Genomic DNA, 12,173 nt, shown 5'->3' on the forward strand with positions numbered 1-12,173 from the left:
CATGTGCGGTGAAGAAGCTGAGCAATTCCACTCTCGACGGACGCTCCTCCGAGGCGCGGCGACGGCGGCCGTCGCGGTCGGCGCGGCGGTAGCCCTGCCGAGCGTGGCCAGTGCGGCCACCGAGGGATCCGGCCACCACGGTCGGGGCCGGGTCCCGGTGGACAAGATCAGCATCCAGCTCTACTCCCTGCGCACCGCGCTGCAGGCCGATCTGCCGGGAACCCTGTCCGCGCTGGCGGACATCGGCTACCGGAAGGTCGAACTGGCGGGCACCTACGGCCGCACGGCCGAGGAGTTCCGCGGGCTGCTGGACAAGAACCACATCAAGGCGACGTCCACGCACGTCGGCATCGACGGTGACCTCGACAAGACCATCGCGGACGCGAAGATCCTCGGGAACACCCGCGCCAACGTGCCGTGGGCGAACTTCGACACCATCGACGGCTGGAAGCAGTTCGCCGGCCGGATGGACACGGCGGCCCGGAAGTTCCGCCAGGCCGGTATCCCACTCGGCTACCACAACCACGCGCACGAGTTCGCGCCCATCGACGGCGTGCGCCCGTACGACGTGCTCACCAGGAACACGAACCCGCGTTACGTGCACCTGGAGATCGACCTGTTCTGGGCGGTGGAAGGCGGGATGGACCCGGTTTCGCTGTACCGGCGGCACTGCCCGCGCGTGGTGCAGTACCACGTCAAGGACCGGACCGCGGACGGCAAGATGGTCGACCCGGGCAAGGGCGTCATCGACTTCCCCCGCATCTTCCGGCACACCCGTCCCCACCTCGCCGAGTACATCGTCGAGCACGACAACCCCACGGATCCCCTGAGCACCGCCCAGACCGGATTCACCTATCTCCGCAACGTCCGATTCTGACTGGGGAATCCACAATGGACATGAAGAAACGCGGGCTGTCCCGCAGATCGATGCTCGCGGGCACCGCGGCCGGGGTCATCGCCCCGGTCGTGGTGTCGGCCAGCGCGGGTTCGGCACCGGCCGCCGCGGCCGGGATGACCCGCAACATCACCGTCTACGCCGACTACGTTCCCGGCTCGACCCGGGTCGGTTACGGGCTGGAGCCCGGGAAACCGACGATCCCCGGGCCGCTCCTGGAGTGCTACGAGGGCGACACGCTGGTGATCGAGCTGGTCAACAACACCGACCAGCGGCTTTCGATCCACCCGCACGGCGTCAACTACGACACCAAGTCGGACGGTTCGCCGTTCAACGATTCCTTCAACAAGCCGTACGAGACCAAGACCTACACCTGGAAGACCCGGACGGCCTACCAGGCGGCCAACGGCTTCTGGATGCCCGGCAGCGCGGGGTACTGGCACTATCACGACCACGCGTTCGGCGGTGACCACGGCACCGTCGGCCTGATGAAGGGCCTGTACGGCGGACTGATCGTGCGCAAACGCGGGGATCTGCTGCCCAGCAAGCAGTTCACCGTGGTGTTCACCGAAATGTGGATCAACCACCAGGTCGCCCCGAACACGCCGATCTTCGAGGCGAACCTCGGCGAACGCGTCGAGTTCATCTGCATCGGGCACGGCAACCTGATGCACACCTTCCATCTGCACGCGCACCGCTGGGCGGACACCCGCACCGGCATGCTCACCAGCGCGACCGACAACGCGCCGATCCTCGACAACAAGACCCTGGACCCCGGTAACTCCTTCGGCTTCCAGGTGATCGCCGGTGACGGCGTCGGGCCCGGCGCGTGGATGTACCACTGCCACGTCCAGCAGCACTCGGACGACGGCATGTCCGGGGTGTTCCTGGTCCGCAACGCCGACGGCGGGATGCCCGCGGGCGCCCAGGAGGCGATCGACCGCTTCAAGGGACATCAGCACCCGACGTCCACTCCGGACGCCACCGGCGCTTCCGCCCATACCCACCACCAGTCTTGAAAGGAGCGAGAACTTGAGACGAGTGTTTTCGCAACGTCGGCTCCGCAGACGGTCACTGGCCGCGCTGGCGGTCGGCGCCGTCGTCACCTCCGGGCTTCCGCTGGCCATCGCACCGGTGACCGCCGAAGCCGCGACGAACGTCCCGATCAACGTCCTGGTCTTCCACGGCACCGCCGCGGACCAGAAGGACCCCGTCCTGCGCGCCACGGACGCGATCGCGAGCCTGGGGCAGGCGAACGGCATCTCCGTTTCGTCCTCTTCGGACCCCGCGGTGTTCACGCAGGCGAACCTCGCGAAGTACCGCGGCGTCGTTTTCCTGTCCGCACAGGGCATCACGCTGAACCGTGACCAGGAAACCTCGCTGCAGAACTACATGAAGGCGGGCGGCGGCTTCCTCGGCCTCTCCGACGCCGCGCGGGCGCAGGACGGCTCGCAGTGGTTCTCCGGGCTGATCGGCGCGCGCCCGGTGGGGGCGCGTCCCACTCCGGAGGCTGTCGCCTCGATCACCGCGAGCGCGGAGAACCCGCCCAACGAGACCAAGGAAAAGCTCGCCGACAACAACGAGAACACCAAGTGGCTGGCCTTCGCGAACAGCGGCTGGATCGCCTACAAGCTGGCCGCCCCGGTCGCCGTGAGCAGCTACGCGCTCGTTTCGGCGAACGACTTCGCCGGGCGTGACCCCAAGAGCTGGACCCTGCAGGGCTCCAACGACGGGACCGCGTGGACCGATCTGGACACCCGTACCAACGAGGTGTTCGCCGACCGGTTCCAGAGCCGGACCTTCACCTTCGCCAACACCACGGCGTACTCGAACTACCGGCTGAACATCACCGCCAACGCCGGTGAATCGGCCACCCAGCTGGCCGACTTCAAGCTGTTCAAGGACAACTCGACGACCCCGCCGCCGCCGGAGAGCGACCCGGCGCAGGCCACGGTCGACGTCCTCGACAAGGCGAACCCGGCCACCGCCGGCCTGCCGCAGAAGTGGGTCCGCACCGACCGGTGGCTCAACTGGGAGGTCAACCCGGTCGGTACCGTGCACACGGTCGCGCAGGTCGAGGAATCGACCTACAAGCCGGGAGTCGGCGCGAACGGCGCCTTCCACCCGATCTCGTGGTGCCGTGACTACGACGGCGGCCGCTCCTTCTACACCGGCATGGGCCGGACCGAGGCGAGCTACGGCGAAGCCCAGTTCCGCAGCCACATCCTCGGCGCGCTGAAGTGGACCACCGGCATGGTGCGCGGTGACTGCAAGGCGGGGATCGCGGCCAACTACAAGGTCGAACGCCTGACCGGGATCAACCAGCCCGGTCAGCTGGACCAGATGGGCGAGCCGCACGGGCTCACCATCGCGCCGAACGGCCGGGTCTTCTACATCGGCCGCGCGGCCTGCGCCGGCAACGTGGTGCCCGCGCCGAACGACTGGACCAACCCCGAGATCGGCGCCGGCTGCGGCACGATCCACCAGTGGGACCCGGTCACCAAGAAGCCGAAGCTGCTCACCACGCTGAAGGTGATGGGCAACCGCGGCAGCGGCGACGAACTGGTCAAGAACGAGGAAGGCCTCCTCGGTCTCGTGCTGGACCCGAAGTTCAGCGAGAACGGCTTCATGTACGCCTACTGGATGCCGCACGCGTCGATCGACCTCGACAAGCGGATCGGCAAGCGCACGGTCTCGCGGTTCACCTACGACCTGAAGAACCAGACGCTGGACCAGGCGACCCGCAAGGACCTGCTGTCGTGGGACGTCCAGATCCACAGCTGCTGCCACGCCGGCGGCGGGATGGACTTCGACTCCGACGGGAACCTCTACATCGGGTCCGGTGACAGCAACTCGTCGCAGGGCTCCAACGGGTACTCCGGCAACAACTGGACCAAGGACTACAAGGGCGTCTCGTTCCAGGACGCGCGCCGCACCGCCGGCAACACCAACGACCTCAACGGCAAGATCCTGCGGATCCACCCGGAGCCGGACGGTACCTACACCAACCCGGCGGGCAACCTGTTCCCCGAGGCGAACGATCCCGGGGACAAGACCAGGCCCGAGATCTACGTGATGGGCGTGCGGAACATCTCGCGTCTGCAAGTCGACAAGAAGACCAACTGGCTGACCGCCGCGTGGGTCGGCCCGGACGCGTCCTCGCCGAGCCCGGAACTCGGCCCGGCCAAGTACGAGACCGCCACGGTCATCACCGAGGCGGGCAACCACGGCTGGCCGTACTGCATGGGTAACAAGCAGCCGTACCGCGACCGCAGCAGTACCGACGCCGCGGTGCTCACCGGCTGGTACGACTGCGACAACCCGGTCAACACCTCGCCGCGCAACACCGGTCTGGTGAACCTTCCGCCGATCAAGAAGAACATGATCTGGTACGCGCCGGACGGCGGAGGGCCGGTGTTCCCCAACCGTCCCAACAGCTCCGTCCCGACGTACAACGCGGCCGAGGCAACCTACACGCAGCCCTACCTCAAGGGCGGCGGCCAGGCGGTCATGACCGGGCCGACGTACCACCGCGAACTGGTCAACACCAACAGCGGCGTCGCGTGGCCCGCCTACTGGAACGACAAGTGGTTCATCGGTGACCAGAGCAACGGGCAGAACCGGATCGCGGTCACCCTCGACCCGAACGGCGTCGCGAAGCAGGATCCGCCGGTGTTCGCCGAGACCGTGCGGCAGATCATCCCGACCGGCGGTGGCGACACCAAGCTGAACCAGTGGATGGACGCCAAGTTCGGGCCGGACGGCGCGTTGTACGCGCTCGACTACGGCGGCGGCTTCTTCACCCTGACCAACAACCAGAAGCTGCTGAAGATCAGCTACACCGGCGGCGAGGCCACGCCGGCCGCGGCGGCGTCTTCGACCATGGTGCAGAACAAGCCGCTCACCGCGGCCTTCACCGGGTCGAAGTCCGGCGGCGTCTCCTACAAGTGGGAGTTCGGCGACGGCACGATCTCGACGCAGCCCGACCCGCGGCACACCTACCCGCGCACGGGCCTGTACACCGCCAAGCTGACCGTGACCTACGCGAACGGCGAGACGGTGACCACGCGGAACTCGGTGAACGTCGGGTGTCTCGTGGCGGATCCCAGTGCCACGGTGACCATCGGAGACACCGACACCGGGGTGACCAACCGCAACGCCGGTGGCGGCTGCACGGTCGACGACATGATCGACGACGAGAGCACGTGGACCTCCCACGCCGGTTTCGTCAACCACGTCACCCAGGCCGTGGACCGGCTCGGCGACCTCGGCGTGCTGAACGCGGCCGAGTCGGACAAGATCAACGCCGCGGCCGCCGCGTCGCCCATCGGCAACAAGGGCGTCACCGGCTACGACGCGATCTACGACGGCACGCCCGAATCGTTCCGCAACTGGTCACAGGCGCCGTCCGGGCAGTTCGCCATCCAGCCGGACGGGTCACTGCGACCGTCGGGCGGGCTGGGCATGCTGTGGTACTCGGCACGGCAGTTCGGCAACTTCTCGGTGAAGCTGCAGTTCAAGGACATCGCGCCGACCGGCAGCGCCAACAGCGGTGTGTTCGTCCGGTTCCCGGACCCGCGCACCCCGCTGGAGCAGCGTCCGCCGGGCAGCTGCGGCACGGTCGGTTCGGCGAGGACGTCGCAGGCCTGGGTCGCGATCTACTGCGGCCACGAGGTCCAGCTGTACGACGGGGCCACCGGTGAACCGCAGAAGACCGGGTCGATCTACAACTTCGACCCGCGGCCGCTGGACCAGGCGGGAGTGAAGCCGAAGGGGACCTGGAACGAGTACGAGGTCAAGGTCGTCGGGCAGAAGTACACGATCATCCGCAACGGTGTGGTGATCAACGAGTTCGAGAACGCGCCGGGGATCCAGTCGTCGCGGGCGGGCGATCCGTCCACCGACTTCCGGCAGTTCGTCAGCGGGTTCATCGGTCTGCAGAACCACGGTGACAACGACCTGATGGAGTTCCGCAACATCCGGGTGCGGCAGCTGTAGCGCGAAAGCCGGCCGGGCGCGGGTTCGCGTGCCCGGCCGGTGTCCCTTGTACGGAAGGTTTCCCTGCGATGTCCCCAAGAACCCTCGTCGTGGCCCTGGTGGCCGCGACGCTCGCGCTGGCGGGCCTGGTGTTACCGGGCTCGTCCGCTCCCGCCTCCGCCGCACCCGTCCAGACCCTGGAATGGACCGCGGGCGACAGCACCGACCACTACCTCAGCGCGCCGTCCACCGCGGTGGCGGGCGAGACCACGATCGTCTTCAAGAACACCGAAGAGCTCGGCTCGACGATGTCGCACACGCTGACGTTCGACACGGCGACCCCGGGCTACAACCACGACGTGAACCTGAACATCCTCGCCAACCCCTATGACGACAAGAACGGCGTGCACCAGGCCACGGTGACGCTGACCCCGGGCAAGTACCGGTACTACTGCACGATCCAGGGCCACACCAAGATGATGGGCGAGTTCGTCGTCACCGACGGCGGCGGCGCCGACACCACTCCGCCGACCGTGACCGCGAACGTGACCGGCACCAAGGACACCGCCGGGAACTACGTCGGTTCCGCGACGGTGAACCTGACCGCGTCGGACAGCCAGTCCGGAGTGGACAAGGTCGAGTACCAGCTCGACGGCGGCGCGTGGACCGCGTACACCGCACCCGTGGCGGTCACCGCGGCCGGTTCGCACATGGTCCACTATCGCGCTTCCGACAAAGCGGGCAACGTTTCGCCGGAAGGGATGTCGTCGTTCACCGTCGTCACCGGGCAGCCCGGCGACACGACTCCGCCGACGGTGACTTCCGAGGTGACGGGGACCAAGGACACCGCGGGCAACTACCTCGACACCGCCACCGTGAAGCTCACCGCGACCGACGCCGGCACCGGCGTCGACAAGGTCGAGTACAAAGTGGACGAAGGCGCGTGGACCGCGTACACCGCTCCGGTCGCGGTCACCGCGCCGGGGATGCACATGGTCTCGTACCGCGCGTCGGACAAGGCGGGCAACGTCTCGCCGGAGGGCATGGCGCACTTCACGATCGTCAGCAGTGACACCACCGCGCCGACGGTGACCTCCGAGGTGACCGGGACCAAGGACACCGCCGGGAACTACGTCGGCAAGGCCACCGTGACCCTCACGGCCACCGACGCCGGTTCCGGTGTCGGCAAGGTCGAGTACCAGTTGAACGGCGGTCCGTGGCTGGCGTACTCGGCGCCGCTCGCGCTCACCGTCGTCGGCGCGCACACGGTGAAGTACCGCGCCACCGACAAGGCGGGCAACGTCTCGGCCGAAGGCACGGCGACGTTCACCATCGTCGAGGGCGACGACAGCACCGCGCCCGCCGTTTCGGTGGTGGTGAGCGGCGATCTGGACGGAAGCTGGTCGTACATCGAGGACGCGACCATCAACCTGACCGCGACGGACACCGGATCCGGCGTCGACAAGATCGAGTACAAACTGGACGGTGGGGCCTGGACGGTCTACACCGCGCCGGTGAAGGTGACCGAGCTCGGCACGCACACGCTGGCCTACCGCGCGTCGGACAAGGCGGGCAACGTCTCGGCGGAACAGGGCGGCGCGTTCACCATCGTCGCCGCGCCGCCGGGCCCGGACGCCTGCCCGGATTCCGACGTCCGGGACACCGTGATCCTCGGCACGGCGGACAGCCAGGTCGAGAACCGCGACATCGGCAACGGCTGCACGATCAACGACGTGATCGACGACGAGTCGGACTACTCGTCGAACGAGCAGTTCGTGACCTACGTGCGGGCCGTGACGCAGGAGCTCCTCGACGGCGAGGTCATCTCGTCCGACGAGCGGAACCTGATCGTCACGGCGGCGATCGACTCCGGTATCGGCGGCTCAACCGCCGAGCCGGAACCGGAGCCCGGTAAGAAGAAGCCGGAGACGAAGAACCCCGGCATGAAGAAGACCGTGAAGACGCCGATCCGGGACGTCTGAGCGGCTCCTCGTAGCGCGGAAGGCCCCTTCTCTCTGCCCAGCCGAGGGAAGGGGCTTCACACGCCTGTGCCTGCCACCTTCGGTAACCGGGTCGGTCACGTGTGTCGTGAGTGGCGATTCGGGTTCTAACCGTCCTTGCCACTCACGAGACGTGCCCCACCCTGCCACCGCCGCCCTTGCTCGCTTCCCGCGCCGCCACTGAGACTGCTGGAGCTGGTGGTGTTGCTGAGGCCGCGGATGGCGATCACGTAGTCCGTGAAGGCCTCCTTCCCTACCTTCAGGGTAGGCAAGGAGGCCTTCACGGACCTGCGCACTCGACCGGCCATCGGTTACCTTTCTCGCGTCGCGCTCGTCATGGACATGACGGGTTCGGCGCGAGAAAGGTATCGACATGACCGGCGAAGCCCTGGCCAGCGCGTTCGAGGAACAGCGCGGGCGTCTGGTGGCCGTGGCCCAGCGGATGCTCGGCTCGCGCGCGGACGCCGAGGACGCCGTCCAGGAGGCCTGGCTGCGGCTGGCCCGCCAGGACGCCGACACGATCGACAACCTCTCCGGCTGGCTGACCACGGTCGTCGGCCGCGTCTGCATCGACGTCCTGCGCTCCCGCAAGACCCGCCCAGAGGATTCCTACGACGAGCCGCCCGAGCTGCTGGTGCTGGAGGACTCGCCGGAAGAGGACGCGCTGCTCGCCGAATCGGTCGGGGTGGCGCTGGTCGTGGTGCTCGACGCCCTCGGCCCGGCGGAGCGGCTGGCGTTCGTCTTGCACGACCTGTTCGCGGTCCCGTTCGCCGAGGTCGGCGAGATCCTCGGCAAATCCGCCGACGCGGCCAAGATGCTCGCCAGCCGGGCCCGCCGGAAGGTGCAAGGACGGCGTCCAGCCGACGAGCCTCGGCAGCACGCGGTCGTCGAGGCGTTCCTCGCCGCCGCGCGCGAAGGAGACCTCGAAGGACTGGTCGAGATGCTCGACCCCGGCGTGACGTGGCGTTCGCGGAGCAGGCACGGCGAGGTCGTGCGGCTCGGCGCGGCCGAGGTGGCCACGCGGGTCCAGCGCGGGGCGCGCGCCGTCGTCACCACTCGTCCCGCGCTGGTCAACGGCAAACCGGGAATCGTGTCGTGGAGCCGGACCGGCAAGCTGCTGGGCGTGATGTCCTGCACCATCGTCGACGGCCGTATCGTCGAAATCGATTCCGTGAGTGACCCCCGTCGCCTCGCGGCCATGGGTGTTACCTCCCGGGAGTCCTCCTCGTCGAAGTAAGTGAACACCGACGAGAAGGAGAAATCCCGTGCAGGCAAGGATCGATTATCTCAAGACCGCTCTCGCGCCGAAGCTGGTGAAGCACCTCGTCTCGGCCGCGAAGGTGCTCGACGGCAGCGAACTTCCTTTGGCGACAAGGGAACTGGTGAACATCCGGGCCAGCCAGATCAACGGCTGCTCGGGCTGCCTCGACATGCACACCAAGGACGCGGCGCACGCGGGGGAGACCACGACCCGGCTGAACCTGGTCGCGTGCTGGCGCGAGGCGACGGTCTTCACCGAGGCCGAACGCGCCGCGCTGGAGCTCACCGAGCAGGGCTGCCGCCTCGCCGACGGCAGCGGTGTCACCGACGAGGCGTGGGCGGCCGCCGCCAAGCATTACGACGACGAGCAGCTCGTGGCGCTGGTGACCCAGATCGCGCTCATCAACGCCTTCAACCGGCTCAACGTCATCACCCGGCAGCCGGCGGGCGACTACACGCCAGGCCAGTTCGCGGGGCATTGATGGACACCGCACTATGGATCGTCGCCTGGCTGCTGGCCGTCATGTATGTCGTGTCCGGCGTCGGGAAACTGTTCCTGCAAAGGGAAAAGATCGCCGGCGTGGCGTCGGCCGCGGGCTGGGTACTGGATTTCGGCCCCGGCACGGTGAAGTTCATCGGGCTGGTCGAGATCCTGGGCGCGGTCGGCTTGATCCTTCCGGCCTTGCTCGACATCGCGCCGGAACTCGTGCCGCTGGCCGCCCTCGGGCTGGCGCTGGTCATGGCGGGCGCCGTGGTCGTCCGGCTGCGTCGCCGGGAGCCCCTGGTCGCGCTGCTGGACCTGGGCTACCTCGCGCTGTGCGCTTTCGTCGCCATCGGGCGCGCCTGAAGTACATGAAGGCCCCCATCCCCAGGCGCCTGGGGATGGGGGCCTTCATGTACTTACGAGATCAGGTGCGCTGTTTCGATCGTCCGAGGATGCGACGGCGGCCGTGGCCGTTCGTGCGTTCCTCGTGGAGTTCCTTCAGCGACAACATCATCGCGTCTTCCTGCTTCATCAGCGGGTCGTTGCGCAGGTCCTTCCAGACCGAGACGCACAACCCGACCATCACGAACACGAACGGCACCGCGATCAGGATCGTGAGGTTCTGCAGACCGGTCAGCGCCTTGTCCCCGCCGACCAGCAGCATCACCGCCGCGACGGCACCCATCAGCACGCCCCAGAAGATCACGACGGTCTTCTTCGGATGCACGCTTCCGCGCTGGGACAAGGTACCCATCACCACCGACGCCGCGTCCGCACCGGAGACGAAGAAGATGGACACCAGGATCATCACCAGGATGGCGATCGGGAGGAACCACGGCAGCGTCTCGAGCAGTTCGAACGTCGCCGACTGGGCACTGCCCGCGCCCGCGATGTCCGTCCCCGCTCGCTGCCTGCTGATCGCCGCGCCGCCGAAGATCGCGAACCAGATGAGGCTCACGATGCTCGGGATCGCGATGACCCCGAAGATGAACTGCCGGATCGTGCGGCCGCGCGAGATCCGCGCGATGAACATGCCGACGAAGGGGGTCCACGAGATCCACCAGGCCCAGTAGAAGACCGTCCATCCGCCGAGCCAGGTCTGCATCTCCTCGCCGCCGGTCATCCCGGTGCGGCCGGACATCTCGGCCAGCTCGCGGAAGTAGTCGCCGATGGCGCCCGGCACGATGTTGAGGATCAGCACGGTCGGCCCGACCACCAGGACGAACACCGCGAGTACCGCGGCGAGCACCATGTTGATGTTGGACAGCCACTGGATGCCCTTGGCCACACCGGAAACCGCCGAAGCGATGAACGCGATGGTGAGGATCGCGATGATCGCGACCAGCAGGCCCTTGCCTGGGTCGTCGATCCAGCCGACGGCGCCCATGCCGCCACCGACCTGGAGCGCGCCGAGGCCGAGGGAAGCGGCGGAACCGAACAGAGTGGCGAAGATCGCCATGATGTCGATCGCCTTGCCCAGTGGGCCTTCGGTGCGCCGCTTGCCGATCAGCGGCGCGAACACCGAACTGATCAGCTGGCTGCGACCCTTGCGAAAGGTGCTGTAGGCGATCGCGAGACCGACGACGGCGTAGATCGCCCACGGGTGCACGGTCCAGTGGAACAACGTCGTCGCCATCGCGGTGTGGACGGCTTCGTCGGAATTCGGGGCCGCGGTGCCCGGGGGCGGGCTCGCGAGGTGGGAGACCGGTTCGTACACCCCGAAGAACATCAGGCCGATGCCCATGCCGGCGCTGAACATCATCGCGATCCACGACGACGTCCGGAATTCGGGCAGTTCCTTGTCCCCGCCCAGCGGGATCCGGCCGTAGCGGCTTATGGCCAGACAGACCGCGAAGAGCACGAAACCGCTCGCGGTCAGCACGAAAGCCCAACCGCCGTAAGGGATCACGGCGTCGTTCAACAGGGTCGACGCGACACTCGCCAGGTTTTCCGGGGCCAGCACGCCCCAGACGATGATCGCGAGCGCGAGTACCGCCGCCACACCGAAAACGGTCCGGTCGGTCGCGGCGGGTCGTTCTGAGGCGAGGTCGAGGGGGACGTGCTCATCGGGCGGGTGGCCCGGGCCCGTCGTGTCCGGTGCGTGGGCAAGGTCGGCCGCGGTCTCCGCGACGACCTCTTCTTCCGCTTGTTTACCGTCCTGCGAACTCATGTTCAGTGACGCGCCGACTGCGGCGCGCTCTCCTTCCGCCCGATGTTAACCCGTTTGCACCACTGCACCCTAACCAGAAAACTGGTAACCGGCAGAAAATACGGGCGAAGTGGTTCAAAGCCGTGATTGTGGGTTTGACCTCGGCGGATGACGGTCGGGTTCGCGGTCCGGGCGGGGAACGTGGCGCTCGTGACACCGGGCCTTCGCGGCCCGGTGCCCTCAGGCCGTGTCGCCGCCTCTCCAGAAGGGGCGGACGAGCGGGTCTCCGCCGGCGGTGCCGGGGCGACCCTGGCGCGTGTGGTTGCGCTCCAGGAGGTAGCCGACGAGGGCGATCAGGGCGAGGGTGACGAGGATTGCGGTCATGGCAGTAAGTTTGCGCCGCCAGAG

General features: G+C 67.6%; 9 protein-coding genes. 7 read left to right on the plus strand and 2 right to left on the minus strand.

Annotation, left to right across the window (positions count from 1 at the left end; translation table 11 throughout):
• Position 1 precedes the first annotated feature (1 nt).
• The 7 genes from AC069I_RS43035 to AC069I_RS43065 all read left to right on the plus strand — a co-directional run bounded on the left by AC069I_RS43035 (position 2) and on the right by AC069I_RS43065 (position 9,979).
• Positions 2 to 877 carry a sugar phosphate isomerase/epimerase family protein gene (locus AC069I_RS43035; protein WP_478267979.1) on the plus strand — a complete coding sequence of 292 codons (876 nt, stop codon included), beginning with the start codon at positions 2 to 4 and terminating at the stop codon, positions 875 to 877.
• A 14-nt stretch (positions 878 to 891) separates the two neighbouring features.
• The gene (locus tag AC069I_RS43040; RefSeq protein WP_478226872.1) at positions 892 to 1,914 is read left to right on the plus strand and encodes a multicopper oxidase domain-containing protein; all 1,023 of its coding nucleotides are present in this window, start codon (positions 892 to 894) and stop codon (positions 1,912 to 1,914) included.
• A 13-nt stretch (positions 1,915 to 1,927) separates the two neighbouring features.
• Positions 1,928 to 5,893 (plus strand): ThuA domain-containing protein, encoded by a 3,966-nt coding sequence (locus AC069I_RS43045; RefSeq protein WP_478234927.1) that lies wholly within the window; start codon positions 1,928 to 1,930, stop codon positions 5,891 to 5,893.
• 68 nt (positions 5,894 to 5,961) lie between these two features.
• Positions 5,962 to 7,854 carry an OmpL47-type beta-barrel domain-containing protein gene (locus AC069I_RS43050; RefSeq protein ID WP_478267980.1) on the plus strand — a complete coding sequence of 631 codons (1,893 nt, stop codon included), beginning with the start codon at positions 5,962 to 5,964 and terminating at the stop codon, positions 7,852 to 7,854.
• A gap of 391 nt (positions 7,855 to 8,245) precedes the next feature.
• Positions 8,246 to 9,109 (plus strand): sigma-70 family RNA polymerase sigma factor, encoded by an 864-nt coding sequence (locus AC069I_RS43055; RefSeq protein WP_478267981.1) that lies wholly within the window; start codon positions 8,246 to 8,248, stop codon positions 9,107 to 9,109.
• Between the two features lie 28 nt (positions 9,110 to 9,137).
• A complete protein-coding gene (locus tag AC069I_RS43060) occupies positions 9,138 to 9,614 on the plus strand; it encodes a carboxymuconolactone decarboxylase family protein (RefSeq protein ID WP_340685831.1) in 477 nt (158 codons plus the stop codon).
• Complete coding sequence (locus tag AC069I_RS43065) at positions 9,614 to 9,979, plus strand: DoxX family protein (protein ID WP_478267982.1); 366 nt, start codon at positions 9,614 to 9,616, stop codon at positions 9,977 to 9,979. The genes AC069I_RS43060 and AC069I_RS43065 overlap by 1 nt, the downstream gene beginning before the upstream one ends.
• 61 nt (positions 9,980 to 10,040) lie before the next feature.
• Here the strand turns inward: AC069I_RS43065 and AC069I_RS43070 are convergent, their stop codons facing one another.
• Positions 10,041 to 11,786, minus strand: a complete 1,746-nt coding sequence (locus AC069I_RS43070; RefSeq protein ID WP_478267983.1) for a BCCT family transporter — start codon at positions 11,784 to 11,786, stop codon at positions 10,041 to 10,043.
• Positions 11,787 to 12,005: 219 nt separating this feature from the next.
• Positions 12,006 to 12,149 carry a hypothetical protein gene (locus AC069I_RS43075; protein WP_478226878.1) on the minus strand — a complete coding sequence of 48 codons (144 nt, stop codon included), beginning with the start codon at positions 12,147 to 12,149 and terminating at the stop codon, positions 12,006 to 12,008.
• Between the last annotated feature and the right edge of the window lie 24 nt (positions 12,150 to 12,173).

The organism is Amycolatopsis sp. NPDC043885 (genome assembly GCF_056435685.1).

Bases quoted from the DNA above. Each gene is read 5' to 3' on its own strand.
- AC069I_RS43055 (WP_478267981.1), top strand. From the start codon at position 8,246: ATGACCGGCGAAGCCCTGGCCAGCGCGTTCGAGGAACAGCGCGGGCGT.
- AC069I_RS43070 (WP_478267983.1), bottom strand. From the start codon at position 11,786: ATGAGTTCGCAGGACGGTAAACAAGCGGAAGAAGAGGTCGTCGCGGAG.
- AC069I_RS43035 (WP_478267979.1), top strand. From the start codon at position 2: ATGTGCGGTGAAGAAGCTGAGCAATTCCACTCTCGACGGACGCTCCTC.
- AC069I_RS43040 (WP_478226872.1), top strand. From the start codon at position 892: ATGGACATGAAGAAACGCGGGCTGTCCCGCAGATCGATGCTCGCGGGC.
- AC069I_RS43065 (WP_478267982.1), top strand. From the start codon at position 9,614: ATGGACACCGCACTATGGATCGTCGCCTGGCTGCTGGCCGTCATGTAT.
- AC069I_RS43075 (WP_478226878.1), bottom strand. From the start codon at position 12,149: ATGACCGCAATCCTCGTCACCCTCGCCCTGATCGCCCTCGTCGGCTAC.
- AC069I_RS43050 (WP_478267980.1), top strand. From the start codon at position 5,962: ATGTCCCCAAGAACCCTCGTCGTGGCCCTGGTGGCCGCGACGCTCGCG.